Below are 15,004 nucleotides of genomic sequence, written 5' to 3' on the forward strand. Positions count from 1 at the left end.
ATGTTGTCCTCCTTTTATTTGTCACCGTAAATAAACCGGTGCAGGTTCTCCCTCATAAGCTCCTCATCGAAGCCCATAACATACTGACCGTTCTCGTTATTAGCGTCATATGCCCCCTCTGCCGCGCCGGGGAAGGTGGCGCTCTCCATTTTAATATGCCCGAAGGCAAATGGCACCTGCTTCACCATATCCATAAAGTCCATGGAGGTCTCACAGTGGGGCACAACACCATGGACTATAGAGGGCCAGCTAAACACAGTGCGCTGCTTGGCCCGCTGCAGCAGCCCCTTCAGGACCTCATGCTGGCGGCTGGTACGCTCGCCGTCGCCGCCGATGTAGCGGATACGGGAGTATGCCACAGCCTGAGCGCCGTTGAGGAGGTACTTGCCGCCGATAAACTCTCCGTCTATCATATTATGCGTGCCGTCGGTGGCGGTGAAGTAGTCGTCGTGCCTGATAGGAGCCTTTGAGCCCTCGTTCTCGGCCTCGCGGCTGAGGTTGAATAGGTTGCGGTTTACCTCCAGCATCTCCTCCCCGGTAAGCTCCAGCTCCACGCCCCCGAAGGCGTCAACTATCTCCGTCATGTCGTAGAAATTCACGGTAATATAGTCTGTTATGTCAAGCCTGAAGTTCTGGTTTATGGTGCGCACCGCAAGCTCCGGCCCGCCATAGGCATAGGCATGGGTGAGCTTATCGTAGCCGTAGCCTTCGATATACACGTTGCTGTCCCGCATAAACGAGGACATTTTTAAAGTATGGCTCCGGCTGTCTATGCTCAGCACCATCACAGCGTCCGAACGACCCACGTTCTCTCCGTCCCTGCTGTCCACGCCGAACATCGCTATATTTTTTACCCCGGCCTGTCCCGCCGCCACAGCCAGGTCGCCGCCCAGGTCAGTGACCTTCAAGCCTGAGAACATGTATATAAACAGCCCCACCCCGCCTATCACCAGCAGGAACACCATCCATGCTATAAGCGCCCCGGCATTTATCCGGCGCTTTGGTTTGGGGGCGGGCCTCCCCCTGCGCGCAGGTTCCTGCCTTTTGGGAGCCCTCTTTGCCCGCTTCACGGCTGCCCGGTCCAGCTGCCGGCGGGATTCGGAGGAGTAGCTGGACACGTCCTCAAACTGCCTGTCCTCATAGTAATAATTGTCCTTTAGGGTCTCGCGCCGGGGCCTTTCCCGGCCTGTCGGCGCTGCGTGGCGGCCTGCCGCCCTGTTATCTCTTTTCTGTCCCATTCACCAATTCCCTATAATATTCTCTTTTTTATCCTAAACTACTTTTTGGAGGCCTCAACTATGTCCTTATATTCCTCCCAGTACGGTGAGCCCTCCTCGAACATGAAGGCGCTCATACGCTTCGCCGCGTTCTCCAAATTATACACCAGGTCGTACTCAATATCCTGTAGGTCCGTCTCTGCGTCGGGGTCCGGCACGGATATGCGCTCCACAGAAAGGTCAGTGGCGAGTATGGGGAGCATTCCTATTATATCATTAATAGAGAGGCTCGTATCCACATATGGGGCCAGCTTCTTTACCAGATTCGGGTACTCGGCCATGCCGAAGTTCTTCACCCGGCTTATCAAAGCGGTGAGCACCTTCTGCTGGCGTTCAACCCGCCCAAAGTCGCTTCCTATATTTCTTATGCGCCCATAGGACACCGCCTGGTTGCCGTTTAAGAGATAGGTATCTACGTCACCGGTGGCGTACATAAAGTCGCTGTCTACCACCTGGGGGTAGTTTGTATTTTCAATTCCGTTATAGTAGTCCTGGTTTTTCTGGTCTTCAACCTCCCAGATAAGGTTGCGGAGATTCAGGTTTATCTCGTCTATCTCGTCGGCAGTTACCTCCATCTCCACGCCCCCGAAGGCGTCGACGATAGCCGCCATATTCACAAAGTTTATGGTCACATAGTCCTCAATGCGCAGGCCGAAGTTCTGATTTAAGGTACGTATGGCAAGCTCCGGGCCTCCCCAGGAGTAGGCAGCGTTCATCTTGGTATTGGTATTATAGTATGCTCCGCCGTAGCCATCGCCCTCAATATAGACCAGGCTGTCCCTGAGAATAGAGGTCATCTTTACAGTATCGTGCTTATTGTCAACGGTGAGTATCATGGTGACGTCTGAGAGCCCCCTGAACTCGCTGTTTCTGGAGTCCACGCCGAACATGGCGATATTTACAATGCTGTCATCCTGGGCATAGTCTACCACCGGGTTATCGTTGATACCCAGAAGGGCCGGGTCCTTGGTGATGGTGGTGGTGCTCAGCTCGCTGATAACATCCATCGATATGTATATCAGCGCCGAGCCGAACAGTATCATTATAACGCACAGCAAACACGCCACGCACTGGAGCGCAATCCTCACCCTGCGGCCCTTGCGCCGCTTCTTGCCTTCACCGTTTGAATAGCTGGAAACATCCTGAAAGGCCTGTTCATTTCTTCTCTTTGCCATTAGGGTCCTCCCCGCCGCCCTCATGCCCCGAGCTGCGGAACACAAAGAGCTTGCTGAAAATGTAGTTTGCGATGATTACCAGCACGCTGGCTATCACCTTTATAAGCTTGTCGTTCACATGCAACAGGTCCACTCCCACGAACATCACAAGCATGTTCAGCAGCAGCGACGCTCCTCTGGCCCCGAAAAACTTAGCCATTTCCAGGGCCACCGCCCCGGCCCCCCGCACCCTGCTCTCAAAGACAAAGCGCCGGTTAGTCACGTAGGCGAAGAGTATTGACAGCACCTGGGATAAAAACGCCGCCGTCATGTAGGGCACGTGCATAAGGTCCGTCATGAGCCAGTAGCTCACCCAGTCCACCAGTGTGGTGAGCCCGCCGAAGAACACGTAAAGTATTAGCTCGCGGTACTTTTTAAAGAGTGTTCGCACCTTTGCCGCCTCCTTAGGAAATAACCCCTGGCAGATATAGCTTGCCCGGAATCTGAGAGAAAAAACGCCCCGGAGCCTGTCCCTGCATGATATAACCGGTATATTATAACTCTTTTTCCCAAAAAATGCAAGTGCTGTGATTTGGATGGGGCCGGCCTTTTCCTTAAGAACAGTCGAGAAACAAAAAACCGCCCGGAAAACCGGACGGCAAAATCCATCTATACCCTCCCCGCAAGCTTTGGGTAGGGCCGCTTTCTCTTGAAGAACTCATACACCGAGCAGCCCTTATCCACCAGTGTGACTACCGCGCCCTCACGATACTTTGGGGGACGGGGTGTCAGTGGAAACATGTGGGTACGTATTATGTCCGCCTCAATGCCTGTGAGCTCCAGCTCCTTCGAGGCGTTGCGCCAGGCTATGTCAGGGTGGCGGGACCAGTGCTTTTTATGGGCAGGGTCGCCGTCCTGGGCGTCATAGAAGAAGTAGTCGTGAAAAAGGGCTCCCCTTGTCATATCCCGCATATGGAACCTTCCGCCCAGCAGTGCCGCCAGACGGCAGCTATAATATGCAACAGCCACGCTGTGCAGCAGCCGGCAGGTATTCCCATGCTGAGGGTATCCAGCCATGCTCCCCAAATTGGAGCCGCTGATAAGGTCGGTGTAGTGACGCCAGAAAGCGTCGGAGTCCCAGTGTTTTGCCATTCAGATGCCTCCTGAAATATGGTATATATTTTATATTATACAGCATATCCAGCGGAAATTCAAGGTGAACTTTCTGGAAAACGGATAAAAATGCAAATGAGAAAGGTCCCCGGTAGCGACCCGGGGACCTCTTATTTATCGATGAAGTTTAACACTTTCTGTGAACTTTTCAAAGAACACTCAACAGCCCATTGGTATATCTTCCTTTTCCGGCATATCTGTACTAATCCATCCGCCCGCATTTTTATTTTTGATTCGCTTTGTTAAGCTATGTAATTTGCGGAACCCGATTAGGTCTATGCCTGCTGGTCATTGCGGGACTTTAATATGTCCAACTATATATTGACCTGCCTTTCTTATGTTCTGTTGTTTGGGGCTTCATCTATATTCATTTGCGGGCCACGAGCCCGCCGTGCTGTGATTCGATACTGTTGTCCATTGGACTCGCCCGCCTTTCCGTCAATGATTTTGCCGCCTTACTGGCTGCCGCCTGCATCCGGCCTTATCTTTCACTCCATCCTGGAGCTACCTGCCGGTCTTTTCTTTTGCCCTGCGGCTGATTTCCTCTCCCCACCGTTTTCACTGAGCTTTTGGGCTTTACCATTTACAGCTCGCTACTTCCGATCCATCCGGCCTGCAACTGACTTGAAGATTTTGTATATCTTCTTTTGTTGTGGCTTAATTATACACCGTCCTCACGGATTTGTCAATAGCTTTTTTAAAATATTTTGAAAAATTTCTGCCAGATATTACAAAGCTCTCAGGACACGGCTATTTTGCAGGGAATTTGGGCAAATTATCTCACGGCGGCAAAATTCAGCTTGACTTTCCGGAGGTTTTTATGTACAATAGGCGTATCGGAAAGGAGCTGTTACTTTGGATACTGGATTTGAAGCAGACCTCATCACCCTCATAGACGACGAGGGCCAGGAGCATGAGTTTGAAATTATTGACGAGTTGGAGACTGACGACGGCCACTTTATGGCTCTGGTCCCCACCCGGCAGGACCCTGAGGATATGGCCTCGGACGCCGAGACCTACTATATCTTCGAGGTCATAGAGGAGGACGGCGAAGAGCAGCTCCAGGAGCTTGAGGACGACGAGCTTTTGGATAGGCTGGCTGAAATCTTCGAGACCCGCTTCAACGAGGCCTATTACGACGAGCCTGAGGAGTAAAGGCAAGCTCCTCACATCAACCTGCTTGATGCGCGAATTGTGCACATATAACCCTACACTCATCAATTAGGGAGCCCCCCTCCGCCTGCGGATTGCAGACCTCCCGGCCCGGCTTTGACCGCGGCTGGAAGAAGGGAGCGTGAACCATGCGGGAGGGCACCCACCTGTTTCCTTTGTAGGCAGGTTATTGAGACGCACATTACGGTCAAGCGGGTTTTCTTGCAAACTAAAGCCCACCGTTCTCAGCTGAACGGCGGGCCTTTTTGTGTGGTTTTTAAGCTCAGTCCGTGAGCTTTTTAAACAGGTCCGTGAGCAGGGCGTCCCGGTTGATATGGTAGACGTACCGCATAAGGTGCGCCGTGGGGCAGCGCTCGTACTGTCCGTCATAAGCAGGCAGGCTCACCGGCTGCAGGCGCGAGAGCATGAAACGGTCATCCCGGTTTAAGAGCCAGGCCACCGCCGTCACGTCCCAGATAACACGGCTCCAGGCTGTACCGGAGGCGTAGCTCTCTGCGGCCTCTATGGTGTTGCGGCAGAGGTAGTCGGCAAGGGGATTTTTGCCCTTGAGCCAATACTCAAGCTCCGGGCGGCTGGTGGAGAAAGATGTCACCACGCCGTAGCAGGGGAGCTGTATAAAGGGCACCCCGCTGCCCATTACCACCCTGGCGGCGGCAACATCCTGTATTAGGTTGAACTCCTTAGTGTCATGGAAGTCCATGCCGTGACCCCCCAGCCAGGACACAACTATGCGGTCCTTTATACTTGGGTCCATAAGCAGGGCTGAGGCTATATTTGTAATTGCGCCTATAGCTACAACGTAGAGTGGCCGCTCCGGGCTATACTCCTTTGCCCTGCGGCAGAGGTCCTTGGCGGCGGGGGATTTTACCGGCGTGCCCTCGTCGGGCAGATACTCCGGCGAGCCCTTATAGACCTCGGCCCTCTCCCCTAGCAGCTCCAGCACCTTGAATATCTCATCGTAGCTCTTGAGCATACCGTCCTCGGGGCCGGAGGAGTTCTCATTAAAGAATGGGGCGGCGTAAATGGCCTTAGTGCGCAGCTCCGGTGAGCGCATCATGTAGGCGATGGCGAACTGGTCGTCTATTTCGTTATAGGTGTCAGTGTCAAGCACCACATCTACAGGCCCCTCGGGTACGCCCAGCGCCCTAATAAGCTCACTCGAATTCAACGGATGTACCTCTCCTGTCGGACTCCAGCGCGGCCTCCATCAGCTTCAGTATACGCAGGGCCTCCTCATTCTTCACTATCTGTTCGCCCTGTCCCAGCACAACGTCGCAGACATTGGAATAGAGCTCGTTGCGGTCATAGGTAAAGTCCGGCAGAGGCATATCGTCCATGGTGTCGCTGCTGCGGGGGGCCATGGTCTTGGAGAGGCCCTCGCCCATGAGGATTGGGGTGGCGTCCTTGTCCTCCCAGCTGCGCAGGAGCACCATATGGCCCTTGTCCTGGAAATCCTGGATGATAGCGGTGCCCTTGGTGCCGGTCATGTACCAGTGGGGCAGGCCGATGAAGTTGCAGGTGCCAACTTCCACTGTGGCGGTAATGCCGCTCTCGAAGGTCATATTCATAATGAAGCCGTCGTCGACCTCGTCGTTGGTGACATGGGTCATACGGGCATAGACAGTCTTTATCTTCCCGGGAATCATCATCACCATGCGGTCCAGCAGGTGCACGCCCCAGTCGAACATCATGCCGCCGCCCTTTTCCTTAATGCCGCGCCAGTCGCCGGGTATGCCGCGGCTGCCGTGGTAGCGGGACTCTATATGGAACACCTCGCCCAGGGTCTTCTCCTCAAAAAGCTTCTTCATAGTGAGGTAGTCCTTGTCCCAGCGGCGGTTCTGCCGGGGATAGAACACCTTGCCGGTCTCCTTTGCAACCTCAAGCACATCCTCAAAGTCCTTGCTGTTCATCATAACCGGCTTCTCACAGAGCACATGCTTGCCGGCCCTCATAGCCCTTATACTCAAATCCTTGTGGCTGTCGTTGGGCGTAGCTACCAGCACCACGTCCACCTGGGGGTCCTCAAGTATCTCCTCGAAGCTGTTATAGGTGTTAAAGCCCTGCCTGCGGGCCCATTCCTGGCGCTCCTCCTTCACATCAAAGGTGCCGGAGAGGGCCATCTTCGTCTTTAAATCGGTATCGCCGGGGGCAAGCTCGCGGCCCTTTGAGCCGTCGGTCATCCAGAGGGCCTGGCCGCTGCCTGTAGCAATGGCTACGGCGTGGCCGCCGCCCATGCCGCCGCAGCCCACGATAGCCACATTAACTATCTTTGACATAGTACATTCCTCCATAATTTGTTTTTATTATAATAATACCGGCCGGAAATTTGGCCGGTATTTGGTGCTCGTTTTAATTATATCATGGAAAAAAATATTGTGCAAGAGGTAAAAGCCTTAAATTCCCAGAACTGCCTTGGCAACATTAAAGTAAATCATCAGCACAACCGCGTCCACAATAGTGGTGATAAGCGGGCTTGCGGTAACAGTCGGGTCCAGCCCCAGGCGCTTTGCCAATATGGGCAGGCTGCTGCCCACCAGGTTTGCCACCAGTATGGCTGCTACAAGGGTGACGCACACCACCGCCGCCACCGTAAGGGATACCCTGTCAATCACCAGCAGCTTCACAAAGTTAGCAAGGGCCAGCGTCCCGCCGCAGAGCATAGCCACGCTGCACTCCTTCAGCAGCACCTTCGGCACGTCCCTGTACTGTATCTCCCCTAAAGACAGCCCGCGGATTATGGTAGCCGAGCTCTGGCCCCCGGAGTTGCCGCCGGTGTCCATTAGCATGGGTATGAAGTTTGTGAGCACCATGCTGGCAGCCAGCGCCCCTTCAAAGGAGGCCAGTATGCCGCTTGTAAATGTGGCGGATATCATAAGGAACAGAAGCCAGGGCACGCGCTTTCGCCAAGTGGCGAACACGCCGGTTTTCATATACGGCCTGTCTGACGGGGCAATAGCCGCCATCTTCTCGATATCCTCGGTGGCCTCCTCCTGGATAACGTCAATGGCGTCGTCAACGGTGACTATGCCCACCAGCCGCCCCTCAGCGTCCACAACCGGCAGGGCCAGGAAGTCGTACTTGCTCAGAGCCCTTGCGGCCTCCTCCTGGTCGGTGTGGGTGCTGACGTACTTTATATTGGTCTCCATTATATTGCGGATGACCTCGTCTTTTTTTGCCAGCAGCAAATCTTTTACTGTAACTATACCCAGGAGCTTCCTCCTGCTGTCGGTGACATAGCAGGTATAGATGGTCTCCTTCTCCACCCCCGTACGGCGTATGCGCTCGAAGGCCTGCTCTACGGTCATACCCCGCTTTAAATCCACGTACTCCATGGTCATGATACTCCCGGCGCTGTCCCTTGGGTAGTTCAGCACCTGGTTTATCATCCGGCGGGTCTCGCTGTCCACGTGGCGCAGTATCTTCTTTACCACGTTGGCGGGCATTTCCTCTATCATGTCTACCGTGTCGTCCAAGAACAGCTGCTCCATCACCTCGTCCAGCTCCCGGTCGCTGAAGCCCCGCACCAGGACCTCCTGGCTCTCCGGGGACATATAGGCGAAGGTATCAGCCGCCAGCTCCTTTGGCAGCAGCCGGAACATAAGGGGCATTTTCTGCTCTTGAAGCTCGTCCAGAAACACGGCGGCATCGGCAGGGTTCATATCCTTCACCATAGCCCCCGCCTCACTGAATTTCCTCTCCTCCAGCAGCCCTTCAAGCCGCCGGAGCTGTTCTGTCATCCTATCGTTTTCCATCGGTGTGTACCTCCTTCATTTTTTAGAGTAAAATGAGAAGCATACAGCACCGGCCCCGCAGGAGCCATTAAGCCGCGCCCGCGAATCAGCACGTTTTTACTAGATATATGTTGACAAGCGAGCCGCTGGAAGGTTCTCGGGGTTCAGCGCTGTCATTACTTCGTGGACCGTTCACCTGGCTCACCTCTGCTTTATCTGGATTTGGGGCCGCGCCCCATACATATTATAGATTACCCGGTTTTCGGGAAAAAGTCAAGCATCATATTTGGGGCGCCAGTATTTTCCTTGAGGCTGTAATAAGAGGAACAAATTGATACCCGGCTTTAGAATATGCTACTTGAAATACGACGTGAATATGTGTACAATAATGGGAAATACCCTCAAGGAGCGTTTATCATGAGCGAATACATACTTACACAGGCGGACTACCTTCTGCGCATATTTATAGCTGCCCTCTGCGGCCTGGTAATAGGCTATGAACGCGAGGCCAGGCTGAAGATGGCGGGCATACGCACCCATACCATTATAGCAATGGCAGCGTCCCTGATGGTGGTGGTGTCGAAATACGGCTTTTTTGACGTGATAAAAATTGACGGCGTCTCTGTTGACGCCTCCCGCATTGCCGCCAGCGTCGTCACCGGGATAGGCTTTCTCGGCGCGGGGATAATCCTAAACCATAAGCGCAGTATCAGCGGCGTCACCACCTCGGCGGGCATTTGGGCAACCCTTGGTATCGGCATGGCGATAGGCGCGGGGATGTGGGCCCTTGGCATTGGGAGCACGCTGCTGCTTTTGGGCATACAGTTTTTCTTCCACAAAAACTGGCGTATACTTAATGGCAGCAATGCGGGCAAAATCCTCCTGCACATGAAAAAGGGCGACGATACCCGGGAGAGGATAGTCAGCGCCCTTACAAATATGAATATACAGGTGATTTCAACCCATCTCAATATTTTTGACAACTCCTTCATTGAGGTGAGCCTCTCCGTAGTTTTCCCAAAGGATTTCAGCGCGGAGAACACCATGACCCTCATGGCCAACTATCCCGAGATTGCGTCTATTGACCTTTGACCCCCAGCACCAGCCAGCGTATCAACGGCACCCGCCTTATCAGCCAGTACAGCGCAGGGGTAATGATAAACCCTGCCAGCATGGTGAGCAGGTAGTTCAGCGCCGCCGGAAGCTGAAGGTATGTACATAGAAGATACCCTGTTGTGAGCAGCACCGGGTAGTGCAGGATATAAATGCCGTAGCTTGATGGGACAATCAGCTTTGTGAACCTAGTCTCACGGTCCAGGAACTTCTTCCCACAGCCTATTATTGCCAGCACCGCAAGCCAGAGATAGATGTTGGTCACATGACTTTTGAGGCACTGGGGCTCTGTGAAGTTTTTGCCGTGAAAGAGTATCATATAGGCTATGCCGAACATAACAGCCGCACCCGCTAGGGGCATGCAGTTTTCCGACAGCTTCTCCTGGACGCTGTCGTGGGACAGGATGAAGTAGCCTATTAAAAAGGCTATAAAGTATATACCGAAGCGGTACATAGTGAGCACCGGCATATTCAGCACCTGTGCCCCCAGGAATATGGGCAGCCATAGCAGTGCCATCGCCGTCATCCCGCACTTCTCCCCCAGCCGCCACAGCCTGTCCCCCTTGTCCAGCTTTCTTAAAAGCACCAGCAGGCAGGAGAAGACAAAGAGCATCTGTATAAACCATAGGGGCCCGGTGCCGCTGAGAGCGGAGATGGGATAGACCAGCGGCCCGGGGATGTACTCAAGCCCGCCGCCCAGCTTGATGTTCAGCCAGCCGGTTACCCAGTGGAGTGTTAAAAGCCCCAGCGTAGAGGGCACCAGCAGCTTTACGGCCCGCTCCCTGATAAACTGACCTGTCGTGCGCTTACTAAGTGCGTACCGGGCGCTTATGCCCGCTATGGTGAACAGCAGCATCATAAACCACGGATAGACAATACTTGCGGCGGCGTCCATAACGGGGATATTGGGCGAGCCCGGGATATTCCCCAGTATGCCCACGCCGTTATAAAGGTAGCACACATGGTACGCCACCACCAGCCAGACCGTACCCGCCCTAAGGTTGTCAATATAAGCTTTTCTCATAATGCCGCCTCACTTTTCATCCTCAGCCTCAGTCTCAAAGACGGCTGAGATAAATTTTGTGAACTGGGCCTTGGGCGGTATGGCAAGCCCTCTATCCCTGTCCCCCAAGACTATCAGAGTGTCCCCCGGTTTTATACCGAAGACCTCCCTTGCCTGCTTTGGTATCACTATCTGGCCCTTCTCCCCCACGGTCACTGTCCAGGCGTACTTTCCCTCCGGTCTGCCCATAGCTGTGCCCTCCTATGCAAAAAGTATGATTTGTATAACTAATCATACCACGCCCGCTGTATAAAAGTCAATGTGTACATAAAAAAACTACCGCTCTCCACTTGACAACCGGGCCTCCCGGTACTATGATAGAAGCCGCAGTAAATTAAGGGGAGGCACGTTTATGAGCGAAATACTTACAAAGGCCCTGAGCGCCGTAATGTCACTGGCGCTGGTGTTTATATCAGGGGTCCCGGCAAATGCCGGTACACCTAATTTCCCCGACGTAAAGGCCGGGAGCTGGTATGAAAACGACGTGAAGGAGCTGGCAGCCAGGGGCCTTATAAGCGGCTGCGGCGACGGCAGGTTCCATCCCGGCGATACCATCACCGCCGCCCAGTTCGTAACTATCGTGGCCCGCTGCGCCGGTATAACCGGTGGCCCTTCAAGCTCCGGACACTGGGCCACGCCCTTTATGTCCGCAGGGCTCAGCCGCGGCTGGTACGACTGGGACGAGATACCGCCCACCGGGGAGAAATTTGAGAAGCCCATCACCCGGGAGCTCTCTGCAAAGATACTCATGCGCGCCCTGCTGCCCGACAAGCGCGGGGACTATAACACCGAGTCCGCAAAGATGACGGACTTCTCCCAGCTGAACGGCAGGTACTACGAGAGCGTTTTAGCCGGGTACTCCTGCGGGATATTTGCCGGGGACGATAAAGGGCGCTTCAAGCCAAAGTCCGGCCTCACCCGGGCCGAGGCCTGCGCCATAGTCATGCGGGCGCTGAAATATATGGACGGTCAGCCTGTGGGCCCGTCTGAGCCGGGGCCGGTTGAGACTATATCCGGTGGGGTCAGCGAAAACGGCTGGCTGCAGGTGAAGGGCACACAGCTCTGCAATGAAGACGGCGAGCCCGTTGCCTTGCACGGCATGAGTAGCCACGGCCTCCACTGGTTCGGGCAGTACACCAGCGAGCAGTCCATCAGAAACACGGCAAAATATGGGGCTAATCTATTCAGGGTAGCCATGTACACCGGCGAGGGGGGATACCTCAGCCAGCCGGAAGTTGTGAAGCAGCAGGCAATCGGGGCTGTTGACAGGGCCATAAAGCAGGATATGTACGTGATTATAGACTGGCATATACTCTCCGACGGCAACCCTATGGACCATCTCAATGAGTCTAAGGCCTTCTTTGACGAAATAGCTGAGCGCTATAAGGACGAGCCCGCCGTGCTCTATGAGATATGCAACGAGCCAAACGGCGGCGCGGACTGGGCCATGGATATTAAGCCCTATGCCGTGGAGCTGGTGAAGACTATCAGGAAGCACTCGGAAAAGGGCATAATCCTGATTGGCAGCAGCACCTGGAGCCAGGACGTGCACCTGGCGGCGGCTGACCCGGTCATTGGTGAAAACCTGATGTATACCCTTCACTTCTACGCCGGTACCCACGGACAGTGGCTCCGGGACCGGGCCGACAGCGCTTTGAAGGCCGGGCTCCCCCTGTTCGTCAGCGAGTGGGGCACAAGCGCCGCGGACGGAAGCGGCGGGGTGTTTATAGAGGAGTCCCGGCAGTGGCTGGACTTCCTGGATAAGCGGGGCATAAGCTGGGCCAACTGGTCCCTCTGCGACAAGAACGAGACCTCCGCGGCCCTGAAACCCGGTACAAGCGGGGACAGAGAGTGGACCGGAAGCGACTTGAGCCAGTCGGGTAAATTTGTGTTTGACAGCTTTTAATTTATATAATTTTCTACAGGAGGCAAAGTATGACTAAAGAATACTATCGCGGAAACCGGGAGCGGCTCTATGCCGGCATGAAGGAGGGCTCCCTGCTGGTGCTCTTCTCCGGCTCACCGGTGCGCAAAATCAACGACGAGTTCTACCCATTTTTCACCAGCCGCAACTTTCTTTACCTCACAGGCCTGGACCAGCAGGAGCTGGCCTTTATCGCCTGCAAGGAGCAGGGGGGTGCGGTTACTGAAAAGGCCTACATACTCCCCCCGGACATGATGGCTGAGCGCTGGACCGGGGAGCGGATAAAGCCCGATGAAGCCGCCGGTATCTCCGGCATTGAGGACATAGCCTTTACCGAGAGCTTTGAGTCTGATTTGCACAGGCTCTGTACAAGCGGCAGGTATGAGCACATATACCTCGACCTGTTCCGGGTCTCCCCCTCTGACCGGGACGAGCCCGCCCATATGCTCCTTGGGCGCATGTCCAGAGACTACCCCTTTATGAAGCCGGAGAACGCCAACATACTTATAAGAAGGCTGCGCACCATAAAGCAGCCCTGTGAGCTGGAAGCCATGAGGAAGGCCGAGGAGATAACCTGCGCGGGGATAACCTCTATGATGAAGGCCTCCAAGCCCGGGATGTACGAGTACCAGTACAAGGCCGTATTCGACTATGCCATAGGCCAGTACGGTCCCCAGGGCCCGGGCTTCCCCTCAATTATCTCCGCTGGGAAGAACAATTTCTGCATACATTACTACTCCTACAAGGGCCAGGCTCTGGACGGCGACATGGTGCTCAACGACGTGGGCGCATGGTACGACCATATGATAACCGACGTGTCAAGGGGCTGGCCCTGCAACGGCAGGTTTAACGAGCGCCAGAGGCAGCTCTATGAGATGGCCCTTGACACCTCCAACCACATGTTCAGCATTATCAGGCCCGGGATGAAGATGGCCGAGGTGGACGGCGAGTCCCACAGGTACTGCGCTGAGCTTATGAAGGATGCTGGGCTTTTGGAGGATGTGAAGGATATCGGCAGGTATATGTGGCACGGCGGGGCCCATCATGTTGGCTATGACGTGCACGACGCCGTTGAGACCCCTGAGGTCATCGCTCCCAATATGGTGTTCTGTGTGGACATCGGCATATACCATGAGGAATTTGGTATCGGCTTCAGGCTTGAGGACAACTGCCTGGTGACAGAGACCGGCTGTGAAAATCTCTCTACCATGACCCCCAGGACCATACCTGAGATTGAGGACATGATGAAGCAGTCTTTTGTGTTTTAATCAACTTTAAATTATCTCAAATTATCTTAAACTATATGAATGATATACTGATGATTATAATGGCTGCCGGAGCCCTGCTGGGTGGCTTCGACAGGCTTAGGGGCAACAAATGGGGCTATGGGGACAAGTTCGAGACCGGCTTCATGCTCCTTGGCTCTATGGGCCTCAGCATGGCGGGGATGATATGCCTGTCCCCTGTGCTGGCAAAGGCCCTTGGCGGGGTCATAGTGCCGCTCTACAGGCTGATAGGCGTTGACCCGGCTATGTTCGGGAGCCTGCTGGCCATAGATATGGGCGGCTACCAGCTTGCAAAGGAGCTCTGTGAGGACCCGGCTATTGGCAGCTACGCGGGCCTGGTGGTGTCGGCAATATTCGGCTGCACAGTGGTGTTTACCATACCTGTGGGCATGGGCATGATACCAAAGGACGACCGGGGGTATTTTGCCCGGGGGATAATGCTGGGCCTCTCCGCAATGCCGGTGGGCCTGGTTGCTGGAGGGCTGCTCTCCGGGATTCCCCTGCTCTCCTGTCTGCACCAGAATATCCCGGTCTTCCTCCTGGCCCTCCTGCTGCTCGTTGGGCTTAAAATATCCCCGGGAAAGATGATAAAGGGCTTCTGTATCTTAGCCGAGGGCATACGGTGGATAGTCACCATCGGCCTTGCCCTGGCTGCTGTGGAGAGTATGACAGGCTTCGGGATACTTCCGGGGATGGCCCCAATTCAGGAGGCCATGTCCGTGGTGGCGTCCATAGGGGTAGTCATGCTGGGCAGCTTACCGGCGGCTGAGCTTTTAAGAAGGCTTTTAGTGCGTCCCTTCGCCTGGCTGGGAGAGCGCCTGGGGATGAAGCCCCAGAGCCTTACCGGGATGCTGGTGGGGCTGGTGAGCGCCATGCCCACCCTGTCCATGTACAAGGATATGGACAGCCGGGGCAAGGTTGCCGCCGGCGCCTTCCTTGTGAGCGGGACAAGCCTGCTTGCGGCACATATGGGATTTGTGATAAGCACGGAGCCAGGACTTTTGGGTGCACTTATAGCCGGGAAGCTCAGCGGGGCTGTGGCGGCGGTACTGCTGGCGCTCTGTGTGCAGAAGCCAGAGCTTGACAAAGCCTCCCCCTCTATGCTATAAT

Annotated in this window: 14 protein-coding genes and 1 other RNA gene; 6 read left to right on the top strand and 9 right to left on the bottom strand. The window is 54.8% G+C overall.

The genetic code is table 11. The annotated features are described in order from the left end of the window. Nucleotides 1-14: 14 nt before the first annotated feature. From D5270_RS02675 to D5270_RS02690, 4 genes are all read right to left on the bottom strand, one after another. Nucleotides 15-1,238, bottom strand: a complete 1,224-nt coding sequence (locus D5270_RS02675) for an LCP family protein (protein ID WP_166542622.1) — start codon at nt 1,236-1,238, stop codon at nt 15-17. A gap of 38 nt (nt 1,239-1,276) precedes the next feature. Then, the gene (locus tag D5270_RS02680; RefSeq protein WP_166542623.1) at nt 1,277-2,452 is read right to left on the bottom strand and encodes an LCP family protein; all 1,176 of its coding nucleotides are present in this window, start codon (nt 2,450-2,452) and stop codon (nt 1,277-1,279) included. Next, entirely contained in the window at nt 2,433-2,882 is a 450-nt protein-coding gene (locus D5270_RS02685; protein ID WP_166542624.1) for a GtrA family protein, read from the bottom strand. The genes D5270_RS02680 and D5270_RS02685 overlap by 20 nt, the downstream gene beginning before the upstream one ends. Nucleotides 2,883-3,100: 218 nt before the next feature. After that, a complete protein-coding gene (locus tag D5270_RS02690; protein ID WP_166542625.1) occupies nt 3,101-3,583 on the bottom strand; it encodes a hypothetical protein in 483 nt (160 codons plus the stop codon). Nucleotides 3,584-4,459: 876 nt separating this feature from the next. Here D5270_RS02690 and D5270_RS02695 point away from each other — a divergent pair. Both D5270_RS02695 and ssrS read left to right on the top strand, forming a co-directional pair. Then, nucleotides 4,460-4,759, top strand: coding sequence for a DUF1292 domain-containing protein (locus D5270_RS02695; RefSeq protein WP_166542626.1), 300 nt, complete (start codon nt 4,460-4,462; stop codon nt 4,757-4,759). Nucleotides 4,760-4,774: 15 nt separating this feature from the next. Continuing rightward, nucleotides 4,775-4,979: non-coding RNA, 6S RNA (ssrS, locus tag D5270_RS02700), on the top strand. A gap of 60 nt (nt 4,980-5,039) precedes the next feature. Here ssrS and D5270_RS02705 read toward each other — a convergent pair. The 3 genes from D5270_RS02705 to mgtE all read right to left on the bottom strand — a co-directional run bounded on the left by D5270_RS02705 (nt 5,040) and on the right by mgtE (nt 8,529). Then, a complete protein-coding gene (locus D5270_RS02705; RefSeq protein ID WP_166542627.1) occupies nt 5,040-5,945 on the bottom strand; it encodes a nucleoside hydrolase in 906 nt (301 codons plus the stop codon). Beyond that, a complete protein-coding gene (locus D5270_RS02710) occupies nt 5,932-7,053 on the bottom strand; it encodes a Gfo/Idh/MocA family protein (RefSeq protein ID WP_166542628.1) in 1,122 nt (373 codons plus the stop codon). The genes D5270_RS02705 and D5270_RS02710 overlap by 14 nt, the downstream gene beginning before the upstream one ends. A gap of 117 nt (nt 7,054-7,170) precedes the next feature. Continuing rightward, nucleotides 7,171-8,529: a magnesium transporter gene (gene mgtE / locus D5270_RS02715; protein WP_166542629.1), complete on the bottom strand. Its 1,359-nt coding sequence runs from the start codon at nt 8,527-8,529 to the stop codon at nt 7,171-7,173. A gap of 396 nt (nt 8,530-8,925) precedes the next feature. Here mgtE and D5270_RS02720 point away from each other — a divergent pair, with 396 nt between their 5' ends. Beyond that, nucleotides 8,926-9,600 carry an MgtC/SapB family protein gene (locus tag D5270_RS02720; RefSeq protein ID WP_166542630.1) on the top strand — a complete coding sequence of 225 codons (675 nt, stop codon included), beginning with the start codon at nt 8,926-8,928 and terminating at the stop codon, nt 9,598-9,600. Here the strand turns inward: D5270_RS02720 and D5270_RS02725 are convergent. Together D5270_RS02725 and D5270_RS02730 are read right to left on the bottom strand one after the other, a co-directional pair. Beyond that, nucleotides 9,587-10,645 carry an acyltransferase family protein gene (locus tag D5270_RS02725; RefSeq protein WP_166542631.1) on the bottom strand — a complete coding sequence of 353 codons (1,059 nt, stop codon included), beginning with the start codon at nt 10,643-10,645 and terminating at the stop codon, nt 9,587-9,589. The genes D5270_RS02720 and D5270_RS02725 overlap by 14 nt on opposite strands. Nucleotides 10,646-10,654: 9 nt before the next feature. Then, nucleotides 10,655-10,873 carry an AbrB/MazE/SpoVT family DNA-binding domain-containing protein gene (locus D5270_RS02730; RefSeq protein ID WP_166542632.1) on the bottom strand — a complete coding sequence of 73 codons (219 nt, stop codon included), beginning with the start codon at nt 10,871-10,873 and terminating at the stop codon, nt 10,655-10,657. 163 nt (nt 10,874-11,036) lie between these two features. On the opposite strand from D5270_RS02730, the gene D5270_RS02735 reads away from it, so the two are divergent. The 3 genes from D5270_RS02735 to D5270_RS02745 are packed head-to-tail and all read left to right on the top strand — an operon-like array spanning nt 11,037 to nt 15,003. Continuing rightward, entirely contained in the window at nt 11,037-12,590 is a 1,554-nt protein-coding gene (locus D5270_RS02735) for a cellulase family glycosylhydrolase (protein WP_166542633.1), read from the top strand. Nucleotides 12,591-12,619: 29 nt separating this feature from the next. Then, complete coding sequence (locus D5270_RS02740; protein ID WP_166542634.1) at nt 12,620-13,876, top strand: aminopeptidase P N-terminal domain-containing protein; 1,257 nt, start codon at nt 12,620-12,622, stop codon at nt 13,874-13,876. 35 nt (nt 13,877-13,911) lie between these two features. Then, a complete protein-coding gene (locus D5270_RS02745; protein ID WP_166542635.1) occupies nt 13,912-15,003 on the top strand; it encodes an ethanolamine utilization protein EutH in 1,092 nt (363 codons plus the stop codon). Nucleotide 15,004 lies beyond the last annotated feature (1 nt).

The sequence above is a fragment of the Acutalibacter sp. 1XD8-36 genome (assembly GCF_009917525.1).
In the GTDB taxonomy this organism is placed as follows: Bacteria; Bacillota; Clostridia; order Oscillospirales; family Acutalibacteraceae; genus Acutalibacter.

Bases quoted from the DNA above. Each gene is read 5' to 3' on its own strand.
- D5270_RS02675 (WP_166542622.1), bottom strand. From the start codon at position 1,238: ATGGGACAGAAAAGAGATAACAGGGCGGCAGGCCGCCACGCAGCGCCG.
- D5270_RS02680 (WP_166542623.1), bottom strand. From the start codon at position 2,452: ATGGCAAAGAGAAGAAATGAACAGGCCTTTCAGGATGTTTCCAGCTAT.
- D5270_RS02690 (WP_166542625.1), bottom strand. From the start codon at position 3,583: ATGGCAAAACACTGGGACTCCGACGCTTTCTGGCGTCACTACACCGAC.
- D5270_RS02710 (WP_166542628.1), bottom strand. From the start codon at position 7,053: ATGTCAAAGATAGTTAATGTGGCTATCGTGGGCTGCGGCGGCATGGGC.
- mgtE (WP_166542629.1), bottom strand. From the start codon at position 8,529: ATGGAAAACGATAGGATGACAGAACAGCTCCGGCGGCTTGAAGGGCTG.
- D5270_RS02720 (WP_166542630.1), top strand. From the start codon at position 8,926: ATGAGCGAATACATACTTACACAGGCGGACTACCTTCTGCGCATATTT.
- D5270_RS02725 (WP_166542631.1), bottom strand. From the start codon at position 10,645: ATGAGAAAAGCTTATATTGACAACCTTAGGGCGGGTACGGTCTGGCTG.
- D5270_RS02730 (WP_166542632.1), bottom strand. From the start codon at position 10,873: ATGGGCAGACCGGAGGGAAAGTACGCCTGGACAGTGACCGTGGGGGAG.
- D5270_RS02735 (WP_166542633.1), top strand. From the start codon at position 11,037: ATGAGCGAAATACTTACAAAGGCCCTGAGCGCCGTAATGTCACTGGCG.
- D5270_RS02740 (WP_166542634.1), top strand. From the start codon at position 12,620: ATGACTAAAGAATACTATCGCGGAAACCGGGAGCGGCTCTATGCCGGC.
- D5270_RS02745 (WP_166542635.1), top strand. From the start codon at position 13,912: ATGAATGATATACTGATGATTATAATGGCTGCCGGAGCCCTGCTGGGT.